At 59.2% G+C, this 21,277-nt stretch carries 21 protein-coding genes; 12 read left to right on the forward strand and 9 right to left on the reverse strand.

The window, feature by feature from the left end:
• Window positions 1–57 precede the first annotated feature (57 nt).
• The 4 genes from ppx to FS804_RS04025 form a co-directional block, all read right to left on the reverse strand.
• On the reverse strand, window positions 58–1,581 hold the full coding sequence (gene ppx / locus FS804_RS04010; RefSeq protein ID WP_144574911.1) for an exopolyphosphatase: 1,524 nt from the start codon (window positions 1,579–1,581) through the stop codon (window positions 58–60).
• Window positions 1,578–3,773: an RNA degradosome polyphosphate kinase gene (locus FS804_RS04015; RefSeq protein ID WP_063951369.1), complete on the reverse strand. Its 2,196-nt coding sequence runs from the start codon at window positions 3,771–3,773 to the stop codon at window positions 1,578–1,580. Before FS804_RS04015 ends, ppx begins: the two co-directional genes overlap by 4 nt.
• A gap of 101 nt (window positions 3,774–3,874) precedes the next feature.
• Window positions 3,875–4,600 (reverse strand): DnaA regulatory inactivator HdaA, encoded by a 726-nt coding sequence (gene hdaA, locus FS804_RS04020; protein WP_144574913.1) that lies wholly within the window; start codon window positions 4,598–4,600, stop codon window positions 3,875–3,877.
• Between the two features lie 2 nt (window positions 4,601–4,602).
• Window positions 4,603–5,760: an AI-2E family transporter gene (locus FS804_RS04025; protein ID WP_144574916.1), complete on the reverse strand. Its 1,158-nt coding sequence runs from the start codon at window positions 5,758–5,760 to the stop codon at window positions 4,603–4,605.
• Between the two features lie 284 nt (window positions 5,761–6,044).
• On the opposite strand from FS804_RS04025, the gene purM reads away from it, so the two are divergent.
• The 4 genes from purM (at window position 6,045) to FS804_RS25120 (ending at window position 9,016) form a co-directional block, all read left to right on the forward strand.
• The gene (gene purM / locus FS804_RS04030) at window positions 6,045–7,118 is read left to right on the forward strand and encodes a phosphoribosylformylglycinamidine cyclo-ligase (protein ID WP_063951372.1); all 1,074 of its coding nucleotides are present in this window, start codon (window positions 6,045–6,047) and stop codon (window positions 7,116–7,118) included.
• Window positions 7,115–7,789 carry a phosphoribosylglycinamide formyltransferase gene (gene purN / locus FS804_RS04035; protein WP_144574918.1) on the forward strand — a complete coding sequence of 225 codons (675 nt, stop codon included), beginning with the start codon at window positions 7,115–7,117 and terminating at the stop codon, window positions 7,787–7,789. The genes purM and purN overlap by 4 nt, the downstream gene beginning before the upstream one ends.
• Window positions 7,790–7,910: 121 nt before the next feature.
• Window positions 7,911–8,846 carry an omptin family outer membrane protease gene (locus FS804_RS04040; protein ID WP_144574920.1) on the forward strand — a complete coding sequence of 312 codons (936 nt, stop codon included), beginning with the start codon at window positions 7,911–7,913 and terminating at the stop codon, window positions 8,844–8,846.
• Between the two features lie 29 nt (window positions 8,847–8,875).
• Window positions 8,876–9,016 carry a hypothetical protein gene (locus tag FS804_RS25120; protein ID WP_246665842.1) on the forward strand — a complete coding sequence of 47 codons (141 nt, stop codon included), beginning with the start codon at window positions 8,876–8,878 and terminating at the stop codon, window positions 9,014–9,016.
• Here the strand turns inward: FS804_RS25120 and FS804_RS04050 are convergent.
• From FS804_RS04050 to FS804_RS04060, 3 genes are read right to left on the reverse strand one after another with little or no spacing between them, the layout of a single operon-like run.
• Window positions 9,013–9,633 carry an NUDIX domain-containing protein gene (locus FS804_RS04050; protein WP_144574921.1) on the reverse strand — a complete coding sequence of 207 codons (621 nt, stop codon included), beginning with the start codon at window positions 9,631–9,633 and terminating at the stop codon, window positions 9,013–9,015. The genes FS804_RS25120 and FS804_RS04050 overlap by 4 nt on opposite strands.
• 26 nt (window positions 9,634–9,659) lie before the next feature.
• Window positions 9,660–10,256, reverse strand: coding sequence for an NUDIX domain-containing protein (locus FS804_RS04055; RefSeq protein ID WP_144574924.1), 597 nt, complete (start codon window positions 10,254–10,256; stop codon window positions 9,660–9,662).
• A gap of 13 nt (window positions 10,257–10,269) precedes the next feature.
• Window positions 10,270–12,474 (reverse strand): molybdopterin-dependent oxidoreductase, encoded by a 2,205-nt coding sequence (locus FS804_RS04060; protein ID WP_186376646.1) that lies wholly within the window; start codon window positions 12,472–12,474, stop codon window positions 10,270–10,272.
• Between the two features lie 41 nt (window positions 12,475–12,515).
• Between FS804_RS04060 and FS804_RS04065 the strand changes: the two genes are divergently transcribed.
• A complete protein-coding gene (locus FS804_RS04065) occupies window positions 12,516–13,379 on the forward strand; it encodes a 23S rRNA (adenine(2030)-N(6))-methyltransferase RlmJ (protein ID WP_063951378.1) in 864 nt (287 codons plus the stop codon).
• A gap of 4 nt (window positions 13,380–13,383) precedes the next feature.
• Here FS804_RS04065 and FS804_RS04070 read toward each other — a convergent pair whose 3' ends face one another.
• Window positions 13,384–14,331, reverse strand: coding sequence for a lysylphosphatidylglycerol synthase domain-containing protein (locus tag FS804_RS04070; RefSeq protein WP_063951379.1), 948 nt, complete (start codon window positions 14,329–14,331; stop codon window positions 13,384–13,386).
• A 198-nt stretch (window positions 14,332–14,529) separates the two neighbouring features.
• On the opposite strand from FS804_RS04070, the gene FS804_RS04075 reads away from it, so the two are divergent.
• Window positions 14,530–15,288, forward strand: a complete 759-nt coding sequence (locus FS804_RS04075; protein WP_144574927.1) for a ribonuclease — start codon at window positions 14,530–14,532, stop codon at window positions 15,286–15,288.
• Window positions 15,289–15,317: 29 nt separating this feature from the next.
• Complete coding sequence (locus FS804_RS04080) at window positions 15,318–15,914, forward strand: glutathione S-transferase (RefSeq protein WP_144574929.1); 597 nt, start codon at window positions 15,318–15,320, stop codon at window positions 15,912–15,914.
• Between the two features lie 120 nt (window positions 15,915–16,034).
• On the opposite strand, the gene FS804_RS04085 is transcribed toward FS804_RS04080, so the two are convergent.
• Window positions 16,035–16,691 carry an outer membrane protein gene (locus FS804_RS04085; RefSeq protein WP_063951381.1) on the reverse strand — a complete coding sequence of 219 codons (657 nt, stop codon included), beginning with the start codon at window positions 16,689–16,691 and terminating at the stop codon, window positions 16,035–16,037.
• 348 nt (window positions 16,692–17,039) lie between these two features.
• On the opposite strand from FS804_RS04085, the gene FS804_RS04090 reads away from it, so the two are divergent.
• The 5 genes from FS804_RS04090 (at window position 17,040) to FS804_RS04110 (ending at window position 21,276) form a co-directional block, all read left to right on the forward strand.
• The gene (locus tag FS804_RS04090) at window positions 17,040–17,828 is read left to right on the forward strand and encodes an SDR family oxidoreductase (RefSeq protein ID WP_144574932.1); all 789 of its coding nucleotides are present in this window, start codon (window positions 17,040–17,042) and stop codon (window positions 17,826–17,828) included.
• Window positions 17,825–19,870, forward strand: a complete 2,046-nt coding sequence (uvrC, locus tag FS804_RS04095) for an excinuclease ABC subunit UvrC (protein WP_186376647.1) — start codon at window positions 17,825–17,827, stop codon at window positions 19,868–19,870. Before FS804_RS04090 ends, uvrC begins: the two co-directional genes overlap by 4 nt.
• 104 nt (window positions 19,871–19,974) lie before the next feature.
• The gene (pgsA, locus tag FS804_RS04100; RefSeq protein ID WP_063951399.1) at window positions 19,975–20,562 is read left to right on the forward strand and encodes a CDP-diacylglycerol--glycerol-3-phosphate 3-phosphatidyltransferase; all 588 of its coding nucleotides are present in this window, start codon (window positions 19,975–19,977) and stop codon (window positions 20,560–20,562) included.
• A complete protein-coding gene (gene moaD / locus FS804_RS04105) occupies window positions 20,562–20,816 on the forward strand; it encodes a molybdopterin converting factor subunit 1 (protein WP_144574935.1) in 255 nt (84 codons plus the stop codon). The genes pgsA and moaD overlap by 1 nt, the downstream gene beginning before the upstream one ends.
• A gap of 4 nt (window positions 20,817–20,820) precedes the next feature.
• A complete protein-coding gene (locus FS804_RS04110) occupies window positions 20,821–21,276 on the forward strand; it encodes a molybdenum cofactor biosynthesis protein MoaE (protein WP_144574938.1) in 456 nt (151 codons plus the stop codon).
• Window position 21,277 lies beyond the last annotated feature (1 nt).

The following is a 21,277-nucleotide window of genomic DNA, read 5'->3' on the forward strand; positions in this document are numbered from 1 at the left end:
ACATCACCTCAAAAATTGAGATGAGTACGGATAAATTTACGGCTGTATTGTGTCGGCTTACTCGAACACGAAGGCCAGTCTCTTCCCCGTCAGCTTCGCCAGTTGTTGTAAACGCCCGTCCAGCCGCTCGCCGGCGAAATCGCAATATTCATGCGGAACCACAAATTCCAGATCGAGATCGGGATTGTCGGACTTGCGGAATTTCAGGTGATCGACGACACCCGGCATCGATGCGGAGAAAAGATAAACCACCCGCAGCAGGCCGCCCAGCAACTTGCCAAGTTCCTGAAGACGTTCGCCGGCCATCACGGCCAGCGGTTCCGTCACGCCATTGTCGTTGAGGCCTTCAAAGCGGTAATAATTGGCGAGCGCTATGTAGGCGCGGCCAGGATGGGTGATCGCCACGAATGATGAATGGGCGATGATATTGAGCGCCTGCAATCCGCGATAGTCCGGATGCGCGCGCCAGCTGATATCGGCGAGCAGGCAGGCTGCCTGACGGTAGCGGCTTTCTTCTTCCGTCTCCTCGACCCCGAAGACCGGGAAGGTTCGTCCGCTCCAGTCCGCCAGTTCGCGCGCATGTTCGGGCGAACGGGCGCGCAGAATGGCAAGCTCATCGGCAGCGACCAGAAGCGGGTCCGCATTTTGATCGGTTTCGGAGAGCAGCGAATAAAGATAGCCTTCGCGCACGCCCTGTGCGGAAAAAGCGATTTTCGCCGGTTTCATCGCCCTTAGGACTTCGCGCATGGCGATGGCGCCGAACGGCAGAAGCGAGCGACGGTTCTTGGACACCGCCTGCCATGCGGGATCCTTGCTGTCGCGGGAGACGATGACCTCCTCGAGGAAATTCAGCATCTCTTCCAGCGGCAACTCGTAACCCTGCATCATATGCAGCGGGTAACCGGAAATTTCCATGTGCAGCTTGGCCATGTTCCGCCAGGTGCCGCCGACGGCGTAAAAGGTGCGCCCCTCGCCTGCTGCCAGAAGCTTGGTGAAATTCTTCACATGCTTGCGGGCAATCGCAGCCGCTTTTTCGAGCGACCCGTCAGACTGTTCCGACAGCCGCAGGCCACCGAGCGGCAGGGTGATGCCCTCGCCGCAGCTCTTGCCCTTGATGTCGATGAGTTCCAGCGAGCCACCGCCGAGGTCGCCGGCGATGCCATCGGGATCATGAAAACCGCTGATTACGCCGTAGGCCGAATAAAGCGCTTCCTTCTCACCCGACAGGACCTCGATCTCGCAACCGAGGATGGCTTCAGCCTCACGGATGAAATCAGGACCGTTCTCCGCCTCACGCGCGGCGGCAGTCGCCAGCACATAAAGCTGCTGCGCCTGAGCCTGCTCGGAAAGCGCATGGAAGCGTTTCAGCGCCTTCAGCGCGCGCTCGACGCCTTCCTCATGCATGCGCCCCGTCAGCGCCAGCCCCTTGCCGAGGCCGCACAGGACCTTTTCGTTGAACAGCACCGCTGGCGCGCGGGACAGACCTTCATATACGACGAGACGAACGGAGTTCGAACCAATATCTATGACGGAAACGGGGGCAAGGCCGGTCAGCCGCCCCTGTGCTTCTGATCGAGTCATTCAGCCTGTTTCTTGCGGGACGAAATCAACCCGGCAATCAATTTGGGCGCACTGGATTTCAGGGCTTCACCACGTCCGGAAAGGCTGGGATTGGTCATGAAATAGTGCTGCGCGTTGAACGGTTCTTCGCCTTTACGCACCTCGATGCGCCTCGACGTTCCGTCCGCAAGTATCTCGTAGCTTTGCTGGTTGTCAATGAGATTGCCCAGCATAATCTGTGAAAGAACCTGCTCATGCACCGTGGGATTGGTCAGCGGAACCAGCGTTTCCACGCGCCGATCCAGGTTGCGCGGCATCATGTCTGCCGAGCCGATATAGACCAGCGCCTTGTCAGACGGCAGGCCGAAACCGTTGCCGAAGCAGAAGATGCGGCTGTGCTCCAGGAAGCGGCCGACAATGGATTTGACGCGGATATTATCCGACAGTCCCGGCACCTGCGGGCGCAGGCAGCAGATGCCGCGCACAACGAGATCGATCTCAACGCCGGCAGCGCTTGCAAGGTAAAGCGCGTCGATGATTTCAGGGTCGACCAGCGAATTCATCTTCATCCAGATCGCCGCCGGCGCGCCATTCTTGGCATGCGCGATCTCTTCATGGATATGCTTGAGGATGCGGGGGCGCAGGGTGTAGGGCGAAACCGCCAGCTTCATTCCCTCTTCCGGCTCACCATAACCCGTGATGAAATTGAAGATATTCGCCATGTCGTGGGCGATCTTCGGATTGCAGGTAAAGAAGGAAAGGTCGGTGTAAATCTTGGCCGTGATCGGGTGGTAGTTGCCCGTACCGAGGTGGCAATAGGTTCTGAGCTTGCCGTCTTCGCGGCGCACCACCATCGACATCTTGGCGTGTGTCTTGAGTTCGATGAAGCCGAAAACCACCTGCACACCGGCACGCTCCAGATCGCGCGCCCAACGGATATTTGCTTCCTCGTCGAAACGCGCCTTGAGTTCGACCAGCGCCGTCACCGACTTGCCAGCTTCCGCCGCATCGATCAGCGCACGAACGATCGGGCTGTCATTGGAGGTGCGGTAAAGCGTCTGCTTGATGGCGAGCACTTCGGGATCGCGCGCCGCCTGCAGGAGGAACTGCACCACCACGTCGAAGCTTTCATACGGATGGTGAACCACCATGTCCTTTTCGCGGATGGCGGCAAGGCAATCGCCCGCATGTTCGCGCACGCGCTCAGGAAAACGGGCATTGTAGGGCTCGAATTTCAGGTCGTCGCGGGGAGCGCGCACGATTTCCGAGATGGTGTTGAGCGCCAGAAGCCCAGGCAGAACCGCGACGCGATTGTCCGGCACGCCAAGCTCATGCACCACGAACTGGCGCAGCGACTGCGGCATCTCGCTATCAGTTTCGATGCGGATCACCGAGCCGCGGCGACGCCGCTTCAGCGCGCTCTCGAAAAAGCGGACCAGATCTTCGGCCTCTTCCTCAACTTCGATATCGCTGTCTCTGATGATGCGGAAGGTGCCGAAGCCACGAACGGTATAGCCCGGATAAAGCCGATGGATGAACAGGCCGACCACATCTTCAAGCGTGATGTAGCGGATGGCGTTCTTGTCGTCCGGCAGCCGCACGAAGCGATCCAGCGCAGGCGGCAGGCGCAGAAGCGCGGTCATAGGCTCGCGGCCGTTTACGCTATCGAGCTGCAGCCCCATAGAGAAGCCGAGATTGGGAATGAAGGGGAACGGATGCGCGGGGTCTATGGACAGCGGCGTCAGGACCGGAAAGATCCGGTCTTCGAACTCCGTTTCCAGCCACGTGCGGTCGGCATCCGACAAAGCGGCAGGCCGCACGATGAAGATTTCTTCCTTGGCGAGATATTGCTGCAGAACGGCAAGCGATGCCTGCTGCTCCATCTGCAGATTGTCGATTTCCTTCAGGATGTCTTCCAGCTGCTCGGCTGGGGTCTTGCCGTCAGGCGTCTTGACGGTGATTTTCTGGCGCACCTGGCCTTCAAGACCGGCGACGCGGACCATGAAGAACTCATCGAGATTGGCCGCAGAGATGGACAGGAAACGCAGCCGCTCCAGAAGAGGATGATCGGTGTTCAGCGTTTCTTCGAGGACGCGCCGGTTGAACTGGAGCCAGGAAAACTCGCGGTTAATGAAACGCGCCGGGCTGTCCCAGAGGCTTTCGCCTTCCGTCGGCTGAACCCTGTTGAAGTCTTCCTGCGCGATAGCGTCCATTCCGTGTTCCGTCCCCTGACCAATTTCCGTCCCGTGATCCTGCTGCATCGCGCGATCGTCCTTCTTGCCCGTATAACAGTTTGACGACGGAACTGTGACAGTCAATCGACGTCGAACTCGCCGGGGGCCGCATTGTCCATCGCGTTGAGAACTTCCGCCACCAGCGGCCGGGTAATTCTCGTTGCGCGCGCCAGGGCGAGCCGGTCTATTCTGTCAACGATCGTCTGCGCCGTGTCGAGCGAACGCTCCATTCTGTTGACGATGTAGCCTATGAGTTTGTCATCCATGTAAAGCTGCCGGTCGGCGAAGAGTTTTACCAGCACCTGCGCCAGAAGCCCCTCATCCGGCTCTCCGGTCTCCACAATCGTGACGGCCTTCAGGCGCGAGCGAAGGTCTGGCAGCGTCACCGGCCACGCGGAGGGCCATTGCCGGCTGGTCATCAGAAGCGTCGTTCCGTTCTGGCGCACGCTGTTGATGACATGAAACAGTTCGGTGTCGTCAAAACCGCGCCGGTCGGCATCCTCGAATAGAACCGGCCCGGTTTCGGCCGCACGCGCCGCATCGCCTCCGGCTGTCGGATGGATGTCGCGGGCCTCGCTGATGTTTTTCCAGATATTGGCGAGATGCGATTTTCCCGAGCCCGGCGGCCCGGCCAGCACCACCACCGGTGACGGCCAGTTGGGCCATTCATCGACAAGGCTGACGGCAGCCTCCAGCGAAGCCGAGACCAGGAGATCATCCCGGCCGGAAGCGGACTGGTGCGAGAATGCGAGCGGCAGCTGCTCGGCCTTCGACCGGGCGTTGTCGGTTTTGATCGGGTCAGTCATCGTCAGCTCTGAGAGTCAGCTTTGCCGGAGGGCTTCTCCGCCTCTTCCAGCGCCGGATTTGCGTCCCATGGAAGATTGGCGGCGTGCCCGTGGTAAAGGTCGCTCTCAAGATACCGTGACAGAGCGAAGCGAACAAGCACACCAACTGCTGCCGCGGCCGGCACGGCGACCAGAAGCCCGACAAAACCGAAGAGCGCACCAAAGGCGAAGAGGGCAAACATGAGCCAGACCGGATGCAGGCCCACGCTGCTGCCGACCAGCTTCGGCTGAAGGATGTTGCCCTCGATGAACTGGCCGGAAAAGAACACGGCGAGTGTCAGGATGACGTAGATATAATCCGGCCAGAACTGCACCAGCGCGACGCCAACGGCCAGAATGAGGCCGACCATGGAGCCGATATAGGGAATGAAGCTGATGAGGCCGGAGAAAAGGCCGATCAGCAGGCCAAAATTCAGGCCGACCAGCGACAGGCTAACCGCGTAATAGACGCCAAGGATCAGGCAGAGCGACCCCTGCCCCCGCACGAAGCCGGCAATGGTCTTGTCCATGTCGCGGGCGATCTGGCGCACGGTGTGCACATAATCACGCGGGATCCAGCTGTCGACCTTGTCGATCATGCGGTCCCAGTCGAGCAGCAGATAAAAGGCGACCACCGGTGTCACGACCAGCAGGGACACCACATCGACAAGCGATTTGCCGGAATTCCAGATCTGGGTCAGAAGCGTTCCGATGAAACCCGCGCCTTCGGTCAGCAGCTTTGAGAAATTCTCCTTTACCGCGTCGATCTGGCTGCTCACCCAATCCGGCAGAAGATTGGTGTCGGCACCGGCGATCAGTTGCTGGAGCGAAGAAATATATTGCGGAATGCGCGTGATGAATTCCGACGCCTGGGCGGCAATCAGCGGAATGATGATGATGAGCGACAGGGCAAACAAAAGCACGAAGGAGACGAGGATAACAACGGTCGCCATCAATCGGCTGAGGCCGCGCCGCTCCAGCCAGTCGGCAACCGGATCAAGAAAATAGGCAAGCGCCATGCCCGCCACAAAAGGCAGAAGGATGGAGCTGAAGACCATGAGAAAAAGGATAAAGACGACAAGCACGCCGATCCAGAAAAACACCTGTCGGCGAAGATTGGTACCGCTCACATGGGGTTGCATTCATTCATCCTTCTGTCGCCGCATCGTCATCCAGCATCATGGAGATAGGATGGGCGTGGGCATATGGTCAAGACTGCGGCGGCAAAGGTGTGGACCGCGCCGCAAAGCCTGCCGATGCCGCATGCCTGGCCCCGTCTTTGCCTCACCGCGGCAAATGCGGTTGAACGCCGGGGTTTTCAAACGCCAAAGCCGTTAAAATCAGGAGCTTTTGGCACTCAAACCCTTGCATCGGGCCCCGTCCCGTGCGAATGGCGACGCCAAAGGAACCAGCGGAGACGAGAGCCATGAGCCAGTCGGGCAAGAACGGTCTGACCTATAGTGATGCGGGTGTGGATATCGACGCCGGCAACCTGATGGTCGAAAAGATCAAACCGGCGGTGCGCTCCACGCGACGTCCCGGTGCAGACGGCGAAATCGGCGGCTTCGGCGGCCTGTTCGACCTGAAAGCCGCAGGCTTCACCGACCCGGTTCTGGTGGCCGCGAATGACGGCGTGGGCACCAAGCTGAAGATCGCCATCGACGCCAACTATCACGATACCGTCGGTATCGATCTCGTCGCCATGTGCGTGAACGATCTCGTGGTGCAGGGTGCCGAGCCGCTGTTCTTCCTCGATTACTTCGCGACCGGCAAGCTCGACCCCGATCAGGGCGCCGCCATCGTTTCCGGGATTGCCGCGGGCTGCCGCGAATCCGGTTGTGCGCTGATCGGCGGTGAGACCGCTGAGATGCCGGGCATGTATTCGGATGGCGATTACGATCTTGCCGGGTTTGCCGTGGGTGCGGCCGAACGTGGTCAGCTGCTGCCAGCCGGCGATATTTCCGAGGGCGATGTCATTCTCGGCCTCTCCTCTTCCGGCGTCCACTCCAACGGCTTCTCGCTGGTGCGCAAGATCGTATCGATCTCCGGGCTCGACTGGGACGCCCCCGCCCCCTTCGCCGATGGCAAGAAGCTGGGCGAAGCCCTGCTCACACCGACCCGCATCTATGTAAAGCCGCTTTTGAAGGCGATCCGCGAGACCGGCGCGCTGAAGGCGCTGGCGCATATTACCGGCGGCGGTTTCCCGGAGAATATTCCACGCGTTCTGCCGAAGCATCTCGCTGCCGAGATCGATCTTGGCGCAATCAAGGTTCCGGCCGTCTTCTCCTGGCTTGCGAAAACCGGCGGTGTCGAAGCCAATGAAATGCTGCGCACCTTCAACTGCGGCGTCGGCATGATCGTCGTGGTTTCTGCTGAAAATGCGGAAAAGGTTACAAACGCGCTCACCGCCGAAGGCGAAACCGTCTTCCCGCTCGGCCGCATGGTCGCCCGCGAAGAAGGGGCGCACGGCACGATCTACAAGGGCACTCTTGGCCTATGATAAGCCCTGCCTTGTCATCCAGCCGCAAGCGTGTCGTCGTTTTCATCTCCGGCGGCGGCTCCAATATGGTGTCGCTGGCCAAAGCCTGCCAGGCGGCAGATTTTCCGGCTGAAATCGCCTGCGTGATCTCCGACAAGGCATCTGCCGGCGGCCTGGAGAAGGCACGGGATATGGGTATCCCGACGCTGGTCTTTGAACGCGGAACCTATGCCAGCAAGGTGGAGCATGAGGCGGCCATTCTCGCGGCGCTTGGTGAGATTGCCCCTGATATCATCTGTCTCGCGGGTTACATGCGGCTGATCTCAGGGGATTTCATTGCCCCCTATGAGGGCCGCATCATCAATATCCACCCTTCCCTGCTGCCGCTTTTTCCCGGCCTCCACACCCATCAGCGCGCCATCGACAGCGGCATGAAGATTTCCGGCTGCACGGTGCACTTCGTCACCGAAGGCATGGATGAAGGCCCAACCATCGCGCAAGGCGCGGTGCCGGTGCTTTCCGATGACACGGCCGAAACGCTCGCCGCCCGCATCCTGACCGTGGAGCACCAGCTTTATCCGCTGACTTTGAAGTTGCTTGCCGAGGGCAAGCTGCGGATGGATGGCGCCAAGACTATTTATTCGGTCAACGACATCAAAGCCGCAAATAACAGCCTGATATCCTTTTCATAATTTCGGTTTTTCTAAAGATAAAACTTCGAATTTTTTCAGTATAAACTGATCATTTACCATAATCATCTTTAATGGCGTCAAAGGCCCCCATTTCAGGCCCTCCGGTCATTCAGGAGCGATTATGCCATTTTCAAGATTTTCACTGCCGCTCTCGGTCGCTTTGGCCGTCAGCATAGTTGCTCCAGCACTGGCGGAACCGGGCAATGTTACTGCGTCACTGGATGCAGGCGTTCTCAACATCAAGGCAACGGAAACCTTTTACAACGGCAGTCATAAAAACAGTCAACTCGATTGGAAAACAACGAATGCCATGGCCCTGCGCGGATCGCTCGGTCTGGAGCTTGCGCCCGATTGGCGGGTCAAGACCGAAGGGCGCATCGGCTTTTCCGGTGACGGCTACATGACCGACTATGACTGGCTTTATCCCTATTACAGAGACACATCCAAGGAAGGGTGGAGCGACCGTTCACAGCATGGTGACACGCGGCTTGATCATTACCTGACCGGCAGTATCGAACTCAACCGCACTCTCCTGGAAGACCCGCTGCAACATCTCAGCGCGGGCATAGGTTTTCGTTACACTGACGTACAATGGTCGTCCTACGGCGGGAGTTACATTTATAGCTGGCGCGGCTTTCGAAATTACGTCGGGGATTTTGGCAACGGTGAAAAGGCGATTACCTACCGGCAGCAAATCCCGGTATTTTACGGCAACCTGACCGGCGGACGCAAATTTGGCAACTGGTCGCTGAACGCCGGAGTGGAAGGCGGCGCGATGGTGTATGCCAAGGCAACCGACGACCATTGGATGCGGTCCATCCGCTTCGCCGATAAATTCGATATTGGCGGCATGTTCGGAGCAAAGGCAGGTATCGCCTATGACCTGACAGAAAATGCCTCCATCTATCTGGACGGCGCTTACGAATATACGAGCTTCGGTCGGGGTGACAAAACCGCGACATCCTTCGGAGGCGGCAGCAGTACGGTTTACGACAATGCGGGCGGCGGCGACATGCAGTCGCTTTTTGTCAGCGCTGGCGTGAAGGGACGGTTCTGACAAGAGAGAGAGAGCTGCATGAAGTCAGTATGAGTTTCTTGCTGCTTGGCCAACGTCTTGACCAAGTTTACTTCCGCACCCCGCTTGCGATCACGCATAACGCGCCTCTCGCAACTCTTGACAAGACGCTCGCGGCGGCAGCGAAGCTGGAGAACATGGTCTTCGTCTAAAGCTTGCTCAAAGCCGGACGGTTCAACATCGCCCATTGCAGCAGAATGATCGTCTTGGAATCCGTGATCTCCCCTGAAGCGATCATTCCGAAGGCTTCGTCGAGACCGTAGGTCAGAACCTCGATATCCTCGCCTTCATCCTCCAGCCCGCCGCCGCTGCCGGCTTGCATGTCGAGATCGATGCGGGCGACGAAGAGGCTGACCTTTTCCGTCAGCGTGCCGGGGCTGGCATACATGTCGAAGAGGTATTCAACTTTTTCGACGGCGTAACCGGATTCCTCCATTGCCTCACGGCGGATTGCATCGGCGGCATCATCACCATCGAGAAGCCCTGCCGGAACTTCGATCATGAAATTCGGGTCACCATTGACGAAAGCGGCGGGGCGAAACTGGCGCACCATGACCACGCTGTCGCGTTTCTGGTCATAAAGGAGAATGGCGGCGGCGATGCCGTGATCATGGACCTCCCTCATGATACGGATCGTCTTGCCGTCAGGCATGCGCTGGTCGAAAACGAGCTTCTGCAGATGCACGAAGCCCTTCCAGACGGTTTCCTTTTCTACCAGCCGGATTCGGTCAGTCTCGGCAGCTGGCGACTTTAAAAGCGACACGTTCATGGGAGTCTCCGAAAGATGATGAAATCTCAGGCTGTCAGGGAGGCACGGTTCAACGCCGCCCATTGCAGCAGCATGATCGTCTTGCCGTCGCAGATTTCGCCCGTCTCGACCATCTTCATGGCGTCGTCCAGCGGAATTTCGACGACCTCGATATCCTCGTCCTCATGGGCCGCACCGCCACCCTCTTCGACACGATCCGAGGATTCGACAATCGCGGCGAAGAAATGAATGATCTCGGTCACGGAGCCGGGCGACATGAACGACTTGAACAGGAACCGCACGTCCCTCACGACATAGCCCGTTTCCTCTGTCACCTCGCGGCGGATGGCCTCGGCCGGGTTATCGTCGTCCAGCAGGCCAGCCGGCGCCTCAAGGAGCCAGCCGTCATGACCGTTCACATGGGCCGGCATGCGAAACTGCCGCACCAGGACAACCGTCTGGCGTCTAGGATCAAAAAGCAGAATCGTCGCACCATTGCCACGGTCATAGGCTTCGCGCCTGATGACTTTCGTTTCACCACGCGAATTGGTGTAATTGTAGGTGATGTTGCGCAGGTGATACCAGTTTTTTGAAAGCGTTTCGTCTTTCAGAATTTCAATTTTAACCTTGTCGAACTTCGTCATTCAAAATCTTCCGTCAGCTCTTGCGCAGCCACACCTTGTTGTCGTGAAAAGCCGCGCCGCCATAGGGGGCGACGGCGTCGGCACCGGTCAGCACATTGATGCCCTCGCCGTCCAGATGCGCCCTGTTCGGCCAAAGTCCCTCGGCAATCAAAACGCCCGGCCTTGCGCCCTCAACAATCTTCGCGTGAAGCCGGACCTCGCCGCGCCCGTTGCCGATGCTGACAATATCGCCATCAGAAATGCCGTTGATGGCCGCATCTTCAGGACAAATCATCAATTCCGGTCGGCCTTCCTTCTGCACGGAGGTTTTGGTTTCCGCGAAGGTGGAATTCAGGAAATTGCGCGCCGGCGATGTCGCCAGCCGGAAGGGATGGTCCGCATCCGCAACCTCGATGACGTCGACCTGATCCGGAAATTTCGGAAACTCCGACACCGGCCCCATCACGCCGATGTTCTTCGGTGGCTTGTTGGGAGAAGGCCCGGTTGCCCAATCCGGACTGAAACGGAATTTGCCATCGCTGTAACCGAAACCCTCGAGATAATGCGCCACCTCGAAGGGCGGCTGCGCATCGATCCATTTCTCTTCGGCCAGCGTGTCGAAGTCGCCCCAGCCGCTGGCTTTAAGCATTCGGTCGACATGTTCGCGGGCGGAGAGGCCGAAACCGGGCATATGATCGACACCAAGACGCTTGGCCAGCTCCTCGATGACGAAGAGATTGGTTCGCACCGTTTTTGGCGGCTCCACCAGTTTGGGCCCCAGCAGAATGTGGTTCTGGCCGCCGGCGCGGTAGAGGTCGTCATGTTCGAGGAACATGGTGGCCGGCAGCACGATGTCGGCAAGCTCGGCCGTTTCCGTCATGAACTGCTCATGCACGGCGACGAAAAGATCATCGCGCAGGAAACCCTGCTTCACCAGCCGCTGTTCGGGCGCGACATTGACGGGATTGGTATTCTGGATGAGAAGCGCCGTCACCGGGCCGCCGTGGCGCAGCGCGTCGGCGTCCCCCGTCAGCACGCGGCCGATCTGCGACTGGTCGAGCTGGCGCACCTCGGGGTCGGCATAGGCTGTCCCCATCAGCTCCGCCTTGTTGAGCCGGAAGATATCACCATTGTTGTGGAATGCGCCGCCGCCTTCATATTGCCAGGAGCCCAGGACAGTGGCGATCGAAAGCGCTGCATGCATGGCGACCGCGCCGTTGCGTTGACGTGCGAAACCATATCCAAGCCGGAAGAAGGTCTTCTTCGTCGTGCCGACAAGCCGCGCGAAAGCCTCGATCTCATCAACGGAAAGACCGGTGATCTCAGATGCCCATTGCGGCGTCTTCGACTTCAGATGTGCTTCAAGCCCCGCCGGGTCGTCGGCGAAGCGCGCCATGTAATCGCGGTCGGCATAACCGTCGCGGAAGGCGATGTGCATGACGGCGCAGGCCAGTGCGGCATCCGTGCCGGGACGGACGACGAGGCGCATATCCGCCTGTTTCATGGTCGGATTGTCGTAGATATCGATAACGACGATCTTCGCGCCGCGTTCCTTGCGGGCCTTGACCGCATGGGTCATGACATTGACCTGGGTCGCTACGGCATTGGTGCCCCAGATAACGACGACATCGGCCTTGGCGATCTCGCGCGGATCGGGGCCGCGCAGGGCGCCGGTGCCCATCACATAACCGGTCCAGGCCATGTTGGTGCAGATCGAGCCGAAAAACCCGGAATATTTCTTGGCGTGGCGCAGGCGCTCGATGGAATCGCGCTGCACCTGCCCCATCGTGCCGGCGTAAAAATAGGGCCAGATGGCCTCCGCACCGTGCCGGGCTTCTGCCTTGACGAAAGCCTCTGCCACCTCGTCCAGCGCCGCTTCCCAGGAAATTTCCTGCCAGTCGCCCGCGCCCTTTGCGCCCTTGCGGCGCTTCGGCGTCAGCAAACGGCCGGGGTGGTAGATGCGCTCGGAATACCGCGCCACCTTGGCGCAGATGACGCCGGCGGTGTAGGTGTTGGCATTGGCGCCACGTACACGGCTGATGCGGCCATCGGCATTGATATCGACCTCCAGCGCGCAGGCGCTCGGACAGTCATGCGGGCAGACCGTGTGTCCGATGCGGACTTCGGTCTTCAGGGCGGCTTTTTCAGCGGAAATCGGGGTCGCAACGTTCATGTCTTTTGTATATTGCATCAAGGATGCGGCAAAAAGGCCGAAGTGACGTCCATCAAGAATATTCATCCTGGCCATTCGCCCGGGGAAACGGCAAGCGAGACATATCCATGAACTACCGCCACATCTATCACGCCGGCAATTTCGCGGATGTCCTCAAACATGCCGTTTTGGCTCGCCTCGTGCGTTATCTCCAGAACAAGGACAAAGCGTTTCGGGTGCTGGATACCCATGCTGGCATTGGCCTCTATGACCTCACCTCCGAAGAGGCGCAGAAGACGGGCGAATGGCAGACCGGCATCGGCAAGCTGATGGAGGGTGATCTGCCCGCGCCTATCGCCGAATTGCTGGAGCCATATCTTGCCGCGGTGAAGGAACTCAATCCCGAAGGCGGCGTAAAATTCTATCCCGGCTCGCCGAAACTTGCACGCATGCTGTTTCGCCCGCAGGACCGACTTTCGGCCATGGAACTGCACCCGGATGACAGCCGCGCCCTGGCACGGCTGTTCGAGGGCGATTATCAGGTGCGCGTCACCGAGTTGGATGGCTGGCTGTCGCTCGGCGCGCATCTGCCGCCCAAGGAAAAGCGCGGCCTCGTTCTCGTTGATCCGCCGTTTGAGTTGGAGAACGAATATCAGCGGCTGGCCGATGGTTTGAACAGGGCCTATCGCCGCTTTTCCACCGGCACCTATTGCCTGTGGTATCCGCTGAAGAAAGGCGCGCCGATCAAGGATTTTCACGAGCGGCTGCAATCCTTCGAGATTCCGAAGATGCTGTGTGCGGAACTCTCCGTCAGAAGCGACAGGCTGGACGGCCTGAGCGGCTCCGGCCTCATCATCGTCAACCCGCCCTATACGCTGAAGGAAGAGCTGCATGTGCTGCTGCCCTACCTGAAGACGGCGCTGGCGCAGGACAGGTTCGCATCGCAGCGCGCGTTCTGGCTACGCGGCGAGGAAAAGCCGGCAGAGGATTGAGAATCTATCTCAGCCCTTCCCGCCTCTGCGCCTGCGCAAGCTGTGACCGTTCGAAGAACAGGATCACGAACAGGGCCATGATGAAGGGAATGATGAGGTAGAACAGCCGGAAGACCAGAAGTGCGGCGATGACATCCGCCGGATTCATATCCGGCAGACCGGTGACGAAGACCAGTTCCAGCACCCCCAGGCCGCCCGGCGCGTGCGAGATGAGCGCCGCCGAGAACGACACCAGAAATATGCCGAGAATGACCATATAACCGGGATTTCCTGCCTCCGGCAGGGCGAAATAGATGATGCCCGCCGCGCCGATCAGCTCAATGGGGCCGATGACCAGTTGCTGCGCAACAAGCGTCGGCGCGGGGTATGGCAGCACGAAGGAGCCGATTTTCAGCGGCTTCAGCCGAAGCAGGCTTCCGAGGACATAAAGGCCGACGATGAGAAGCAGCAGCACACCGGTTGTCGTGGAGGCTTCGACGGGAAGAATGCCGGTGAAGCGTTCGGTGATGTCGGGCTCATACAGCAGCACAAGGCCTATCAGCATGATCGTGCCGATGAGGAAGGTGAAGGAGCAGAGGCCGACAAGGACGCCCACTTCCGCGACACTCAGCCCCTTGGACGTATAAGCGCGGTACCGCACCACAGCGCCTGAAAAGACCGACGCGCCGACATTGTGGGACAGCGCGTAGGTGGTGAAGGAGGTGAGCGTAATGAACAACCAGTTCACCTTGCGGCCGAGATGCTGCAGCGCGATCCGGTCGTAACCGGCAAGTGCCGCATAGGCCAGCAGGGTTGCAAGGCCCGAGCAAAACCAATCCCGGATGCGAATGGCTTTCAGGCTGTCCCAGAGATCATCCAGCGACAGGCCACGCAGCTCGTGGAAAAGCAACCAGGCGGAAAAACCGATCGTCGCGAAACCAACAATGGGCCAGATGTATTTTTTGAATTTCATGCGGTCATGCCGCCTATTTCCTCCAGCCTGGCCTTATCCCCTCCTCCGTCTTCAGCGGAAGATTCGCTCGACTCTATTCGTTATGCGGCGAAGCTTTCAACCTTTTTGCCCGTTTGCCTCGTTCACAAATTTATGTAACACCGGAGCGTCGCCCAAGGGCGATGGAAGCTGGTCCATTTTCCGGGGAACATGCACGGAATGAAACGTTACGCGGGTTTCATCGCCCTGGGTCTTCTGTCGCTTGCAGCGCTATGGCTCGCGCAGGAAAAACCCGCCTCAAAGGGACCCGCGACCGACCGGCAAACGACGGCTCATCCCCCGCCCGCCGACGGTCCCCAACAGAATAGAAACCAGCAAAATCCGGACAGGAACCCAGCTCCGCAGGGAACGGGTTTTGATTTTTATGTGCTGTCGTTGTCTTGGTCTCCTGCATTCTGCGCCAGTCCAGAAGGAGCGGGCAATCGGCAGCAGTGCGGTGGCGACAGACGTTATGGATTCGTCGTGCACGGGCTCTGGCCGCAGAACGATGACGGCTACCCCGAATTCTGCCGAAGCAGCGAACCGGACCGGGTTCCGGACGCGCTCGGCCGCACCCTGTTCGATATCATGCCGTCCATGGGTCTGATCGGCCATCAATGGCGCAAGCATGGCTCCTGCTCCGGCCTGTCGCAGCGAGATTATTTCTCGGCAACGCGAGCGGCCTTCGACGCCGTCCGGTTACCGCAAAGAATCGCCTCCGGTGCCGAGGCCGCCACGCTCTCCGCCGATGCGATCGAAACCGCCTTCACGGACGCCAATCCCGGCCTGTCGAAGCGCGGCATCTCGATCAGCTGCGGCGGCGGGCGGCTGGAGGAGGTGCGCATCTGCCTCAACAAGGATTTGACATTCCGCGATTGCCCGGAGCTTGACCGCAAGGGATGCCGCGCCAACACCACCGAAATCATCCCCATCCGCTGATGAGCAAATATCAACCACAGGACCCGACCATGGAACTGCTTTATTCGCCCGCTTCCCCCTATTCCGCCAAAGTGCGCATGGCCGCGCGCCATCTCGACATCGACATCACTACGGTCCGCGTCGACACCAATGCCGAGCCGGCCACGCTGATGGACAATAATCCGCTCGGCAAAATCCCGGTTCTGCTGCTGGACAATGGAGGTTCGGTCTATGACAGTGTCGCGATCATGCATTATCTCGACCGTCTTTCCGGCGGCAAGCTTTACCCCAAGAAGAACGAGAAGCGCACCGAAGCCGAGATTCTGGAGGCGCTGTGCGACGGCATCATGGATTGCCTGCTCGCCATCGTCTATGAGCGCCGCTTTCGCCCGGAAGACAAAATCCACCAGCCGTGGATCGACAAGCAGTGGAGCAAGGTCGTCCGCGGGCTCGACCATCTCAACGCCAACCTGCCGAAAACCGGCAAGAAACTGCATGGCGGCCATTTTGCCCTTGCCGCGATGATCGGTTATCTCGACCTGCGTTTTGCCGGCGAGTGGGCCGAGGGACGCGATGCGCTGGCGGCATGGCCGGAAATCTTCGGCAAGCGCTTTGACGCCTATGCGGAAATGAAGGCCGCTGCCTGATCGGAGCGCGCCGGACGCCCGGTTTTTGGCCGGGCGTACCATGCAGATCACCGAGGCAAGTCACAGACACAAAAAAGCCGGGGCATGACCCCGGCTTTTCTTTCATCGATCCGAAATGGATCAGAACTTGACGCCGATACCGGCCTTGACGGAATGATCGTCGTAACCACGCGAGAACGCGCCGGAGTCGAGGCTGTAGTCCTTCTTCTGGTAGTCGCTGTAACGATATTCCAGACGAGCGGTGATGTTGTCGGTCACCATGGCTTCTACACCCGCACCAACGGTATAACCGAGAGCGGTGGCGCTGTCCTTCGAGGTCGCGTCACGCACCTTGTTGTCGGAGACTGCGAGACCAGCCGTGCCGTAGAGCAGGAACGGGTTCATGTCGTAACCGACGCGGGCACGTACCGAGCCGTTGACGCCCTGCTTGCCTTCGACGGCGCGGCCAGCAACCGTACCGGCAGAGCCCTTTTCGTCGCCGAGATTGATGTCTGCTTCACCACCGTAAACGATCTGGCCGTTCTGCATGTTGTAACCGCCGTACAGACCGCCGCCGAAGCCCTTGGCATCGCGACCGTTGTCGCTGGAGCTGAAACGGCCCCAGTCATAGTTGACGGTACCACCGAGGTAGGCGCCGGACCAGTCCTTGACCGGTGCAGGCTGGTCGTAGGAAACCGGTGCCTGCGGCACTTCATTTACGGCGTCAGCGGCGTGAGCAGCCGAAAAGCCGGCGGCTGCAATGGTCGAGGCCATAAGGGTTGCTACGAAAATGCGCATGTTATTCTCCTTTCAGGGCCGCTCTGCACTCAAAACATTGTTTTCAGACGCGGCATAATTCGTCGGGTTAATCGCCCCTCTGGAGACAGAATTTGATGGGAGAATGCGGAGATCAAAGAGCCAAAATGTGAATTGTTTGGGGCAGAGACGTGACTAGAATTAGACGTTGCCTAAATGTCACAAGGGTTTTATTAACCCTAACAGAAGCCTAATCAACAATATATCGCCTTTAAACTTGGTTATATTCAAATTAAACCAAAATTAGATTTCAAATAGAAAATCACCCAATTCTTTTGAGGCTGCGCAACAGCTTGCGATTTGGCTCTATATCCCGCACATAGGGGTTATATGAGCAAATGCAGGTTGGCCGTGAGAGAGAATATACAAAAGACAGTCTTGATAACAGGAGCCGCCCGCCGGCTCGGCCGTGCAATCGCAAGCGATCTTGCCGCACATGGCTTCGCGATTGCAGTGCATGCCAACCGGTCCATGGCACAAGCGGAGGAATTCGCTAACGAAATAAGGCAGAAAGGTGGCAGGGCCGCAGCCGTTCAGGCAGACCTGACACAATCTGCGTCAACAATGGCGCTTGTCGAAAAAGCCGCTTCAGCGCTCGGGCCGATTGGAGTCGTCGTCAACAATGCCTCGGTTTTTCTGAAGGATTCGGCGGAAACACCCGATCCCGAAATTTTCGATGCACATTTTGCGGTGCATGTGCGGGCCCCTTCCCTCATCGCCGCCGCCTTTGTCAAACAGCTGCCCTCTGACAAATCCGGGCTGATCGTCAATATCATCGACCAGCGCGTGCTTGCGCTCAACCCGCGATTCTATTCCTATACGCTTTCGAAATCGGCTCTCTGGACCGCGACGCAGACCATGGCGCAGAGCTTCGCGCCGCGGGTGCGGGTCAACGCCATCGGCCCCGGACCGACCTTCAAAAACGAAAGACAGGCGCCCGAGGACTTTCAGGCGCAGATCGACGGCCTTATATTAAAGCGTGGTCCTGCGCCGGATGAGTTCGGCCGGACGATTCGCTTTCTTTACGACACGCCGTCGGTCACCGGACAAATGATCGCGCTCGACGGCGGCCAGCACCTTGGCTGGGAAACCCCTGACGTGGCGGAGATAAATGAATGAACGGAAAGAAGCTGCCTGACGGCGGTATTCTCTTCGATGACACCGACGACGACGATGACGATGCAGGCCTTCTCGCGACTGACGCGACGGAGGCTTCGCGCGACGTCGTGGGCATGGACTGGAATGCGGGCTGGAAGAACGAGTCCGGCCTGAAGGGCATGGACCTCATCGCCGAGTTCGTCAAACACCTGCCGAATTCGCCGGGCGTTTATCGCATGTTCAACGATGCGGGCGACGTTCTTTACGTCGGCAAGGCCCGTTCACTGAAGAAGCGCGTCGGCAATTATGCGCAGGGCCGCGTGCACTCCAACCGCATCGCCCAGATGGTGCGTCTCACCACGCACATGGAATTCGTCACCACCCGCACGGAAACCGAAGCGCTTCTCTTGGAAGCGAATCTGATCAAGCGCTTGCGGCCGCGCTTTAACGTGCTTTTGCGGGACGACAAATCCTTTCCCTATATCCTCATCACCGCGGATAATCGCGCGCCGGCCATCTTCAAGCATCGCGGCGCGCGGGCGCGCAAGGGCGACTATTTCGGCCCCTTCGCATCGGCCGGTGCTGTCGGCCGCACGATCAATTCGCTGCAGCGCGCCTTCCTGATCCGAACCTGTACGGACAGCGTGTTCGAGACCCGCACGCGCCCCTGTCTTCTCTACCAGATCAAGCGCTGTTCCGGGCCCTGCACGCATGAGATCAGCGACGAGGGCTACGCAGAACTCGTGAAGGAAGCCAAGGATTTCCTGTCCGGCAAGAGTCAGAGCGTCAAGACCGCGATTGCGCGGCAGATGAACGAGGCCTCCGAAGACCTCGATTTCGAGCGTGCCGCCATCTATCGCGACCGCCTGGCTGCCCTTTCGCACGTGCAAAGCCATCAGGGCATCAATCCCGCTGGTATCGAAGAAGCGGATGTCTTCGCCATTCATCACGAAGGCGGCATTTCCTGCATTCAGGTGTTCTTTTTCCGCACCGGCCAGAACTGGGGCAACCGCGCCTATTTTCCGAAGGCCGATCCCTCCCTGCCCGGCTCGGAAATCCTCAACGCGTTTCTGGTGCAGTTCTACGATGACAAACCGGTGCCGAAGCAGATCCTGCTGTCGGAGGCGGTCGAAGAACAGGAACTCCTGGCGGCTGCCCTCGGCGAAAAGGCCGGGCACAAGGTGACGATCAATGTCCCCCAGCGCGGCGAGAAAAAGGACATTACCGACCATGTTCTGGCCAATGCGCGCGAGGCGCACGGCCGCAAGCTGGCGGAAACCTCGTCTCAGGCGCGGCTGCTGAAAGGCATGGCGGAGACGTTCAACCTTCCCTATGTGCCGCGCCGCATCGAGATTTACGATAACTCTCACATCATGGGCACCAATGCCGTGGGCGGCATGGTGGTGGCGGGGCCGGAAGGTTTTGTGAAGAACCAGTATCGGAAATTCAACATCAAATCGACCGACATCACGCCGGGTGACGACTTCGGCATGATGCGCGAGGTGATGACCCGTCGCTTCTCTCGCCTCTTGAAAGAAGAAGGCAGGCCGGATCGCGAACGCGTACCGACACCGGAGGAAGCAGCCGACATGCCCTTCCCCGCCTGGCCGGACGTGATCCTGATCGACGGCGGTCAAGGCCAGATGACCGCGGTGCGCGCCATTCTCGACGAACTCGGCATTCGCGACTGCGTGACTGCGATCGGCGTCGCAAAGGGCGTGGACCGAGAGGCGGGCCGCGAGCGGTTCTTTGCGGATGGGCGCGCCGATTTCTCGCTGCCACCGCGTGACCCCGTGCTTTATTTCATCCAGCGTATGCGTGACGAGGCCCATCGCTTCGCCATCGGCTCGCACCGGGCGCGGCGCAAGAAGGAAATGGTGCGCAACCCGCTGGATGAGATTTCGGGAATCGGTCCGGGACGGAAGCGCTCCCTGCTGCAGCATTTCGGCACGGCAAAGGCGGTATCCCGCGCCGGCCTTAACGACCTGATGGCTGTCACCGGCATTTCCGAGACGGTGGCGCGGCAAATCTACAATCACTTCCACGAGAGCGGCAGCGATTGACGCAGAACGGCGGGGCAGACCTGCTAAAAAAACATAAACACGTGTTGACGCTATGCCCTAGCGGCGGCATCAAGGCAGCTGATCTCAGACTGACAGGTTTCCCCATGGCTTCGCGCGCATACAGCATTCCCAACCTCCTGACCTACGGCCGGATTCTCGCCGTTCCGGTCATCGTCCTTTGCTTTTATGTCGAAGGAAAACTGGAGAGCTCGGATTTTGCCCGCTGGACGGCGCTGTGGCTGTTCATCATCGCCTCGCTTACCGATTTTCTCGATGGCTATCTGGCGCGTATCTGGAACCAGACGTCGAATATCGGCCGCATGCTGGACCCGATCGCCGACAAGCTGCTGGTCGCTTCCGTGCTGCTTCTGATGGCGGCGGATGGCACGATTGCCGGCTGGTCGTTGTGGGCTGCGATTACCATTCTCTGCCGTGAAATTCTCGTGTCCGGCCTGCGCGAATATCTGGCGGCGCTGAAGGTCAGCGTACCCGTCACCCGTATCGCCAAGTGGAAGACGACCATTCAGATGGTCGCCATCGCCTTTCTGCTCGCAGGCCCCGCCGGCGACAAGGTGCTGCCCTACACGACGGAAATGGGCATCACGCTGCTCTGGCTTGCTGCGGCCCTTACCATGTATACCGGCTATGATTACTTCAAGGCCGGCCTGAAACACATCGTGGACGAAGACTAATGACACGGATCGTTTATTTCGCCTGGGTTCGCGAGAAGATCGGCACCGATGAAGAGGAGCTGGACATTCCCTCTTCCGTCACCACCGCTGGAGAGCTGATCGCCTGGCTTGCGTCGCGTGGCGAAAATTATGAGACCGCTTTCGAGTTTCCGAACGTGATCCGCGTTGCGGTCAATCAGGAACATGTCGAGCACGACGAAAGCATCGTCGACGCGCGCGAAATCGGCATTTTTCCGCCCATGACAGGGGGATGAGGGAATGCAGCCGACAGTCCGCGTCCAGACAGATGATTTCGACGCTGCGGCGGAAACCCGCCTGATAACCGAGCGTGACAGAAGCATCGGCGCGGTCGTCGCCTTCACCGGGCTCTGCCGCGACGATGGCGGCACGCTCGCGGCGCTGGAACTCGAACATTACCCGGGCATGGCGGAAGCGGAAATCACCCGCATCGCAATGCTTGCCATGGAGCGTTTCGATCTTCTCGGCCTCACCGCCATCCATCGCCACGGCAAGATCGCGACGGGTGAAAACATCGTTCTCGTCATTGCCGCCTCATCGCATCGACAGGCCGCCTTCGACGGCGCGAATTTCGTGATGGACTATCTCAAAACATCCGCCCCGTTCTGGAAAAAGAAACATGGCAAGGATGGTATGGCGGGCGACTGGGTGGCCGCGAAGGTTGCAGACGATACGGCCAAGGACAGGTGGCGATAAC

It is taken from the genome of Agrobacterium sp. DE0009 (assembly GCF_007680755.1).
GTDB lineage: Bacteria > Pseudomonadota > Alphaproteobacteria > Rhizobiales > Rhizobiaceae > Agrobacterium > Agrobacterium tumefaciens_B.

Coding starts and splice junctions, on each gene's coding strand:
- pgsA (WP_063951399.1), top strand. CDS start 19,975: ATGGCTTCGCGCGCATACAGCATTCCCAACCTCCTGACCTACGGCCGG.
- FS804_RS04070 (WP_063951379.1), bottom strand. CDS start 14,331: ATGAAATTCAAAAAATACATCTGGCCCATTGTTGGTTTCGCGACGATC.
- FS804_RS25120 (WP_246665842.1), top strand. CDS start 8,876: ATGAGTTTCTTGCTGCTTGGCCAACGTCTTGACCAAGTTTACTTCCGC.
- FS804_RS04050 (WP_144574921.1), bottom strand. CDS start 9,633: ATGAACGTGTCGCTTTTAAAGTCGCCAGCTGCCGAGACTGACCGAATC.
- ppx (WP_144574911.1), bottom strand. CDS start 1,581: ATGACTCGATCAGAAGCACAGGGGCGGCTGACCGGCCTTGCCCCCGTT.
- FS804_RS04110 (WP_144574938.1), top strand. CDS start 20,821: ATGCAGCCGACAGTCCGCGTCCAGACAGATGATTTCGACGCTGCGGCG.
- purM (WP_063951372.1), top strand. CDS start 6,045: ATGAGCCAGTCGGGCAAGAACGGTCTGACCTATAGTGATGCGGGTGTG.
- FS804_RS04060 (WP_186376646.1), bottom strand. CDS start 12,474: ATGAATATTCTTGATGGACGTCACTTCGGCCTTTTTGCCGCATCCTTG.
- FS804_RS04090 (WP_144574932.1), top strand. CDS start 17,040: ATGAGCAAATGCAGGTTGGCCGTGAGAGAGAATATACAAAAGACAGTC.
- FS804_RS04065 (WP_063951378.1), top strand. CDS start 12,516: ATGAACTACCGCCACATCTATCACGCCGGCAATTTCGCGGATGTCCTC.
- FS804_RS04055 (WP_144574924.1), bottom strand. CDS start 10,256: ATGACGAAGTTCGACAAGGTTAAAATTGAAATTCTGAAAGACGAAACG.
- uvrC (WP_186376647.1), top strand. CDS start 17,825: ATGAACGGAAAGAAGCTGCCTGACGGCGGTATTCTCTTCGATGACACC.
- FS804_RS04025 (WP_144574916.1), bottom strand. CDS start 5,760: ATGCAACCCCATGTGAGCGGTACCAATCTTCGCCGACAGGTGTTTTTC.
- FS804_RS04040 (WP_144574920.1), top strand. CDS start 7,911: ATGCCATTTTCAAGATTTTCACTGCCGCTCTCGGTCGCTTTGGCCGTC.
- FS804_RS04085 (WP_063951381.1), bottom strand. CDS start 16,691: ATGCGCATTTTCGTAGCAACCCTTATGGCCTCGACCATTGCAGCCGCC.
- moaD (WP_144574935.1), top strand. CDS start 20,562: ATGACACGGATCGTTTATTTCGCCTGGGTTCGCGAGAAGATCGGCACC.
- FS804_RS04080 (WP_144574929.1), top strand. CDS start 15,318: ATGGAACTGCTTTATTCGCCCGCTTCCCCCTATTCCGCCAAAGTGCGC.
- purN (WP_144574918.1), top strand. CDS start 7,115: ATGATAAGCCCTGCCTTGTCATCCAGCCGCAAGCGTGTCGTCGTTTTC.
- hdaA (WP_144574913.1), bottom strand. CDS start 4,600: ATGACTGACCCGATCAAAACCGACAACGCCCGGTCGAAGGCCGAGCAG.
- FS804_RS04015 (WP_063951369.1), bottom strand. CDS start 3,773: ATGGACGCTATCGCGCAGGAAGACTTCAACAGGGTTCAGCCGACGGAA.
- FS804_RS04075 (WP_144574927.1), top strand. CDS start 14,530: ATGAAACGTTACGCGGGTTTCATCGCCCTGGGTCTTCTGTCGCTTGCA.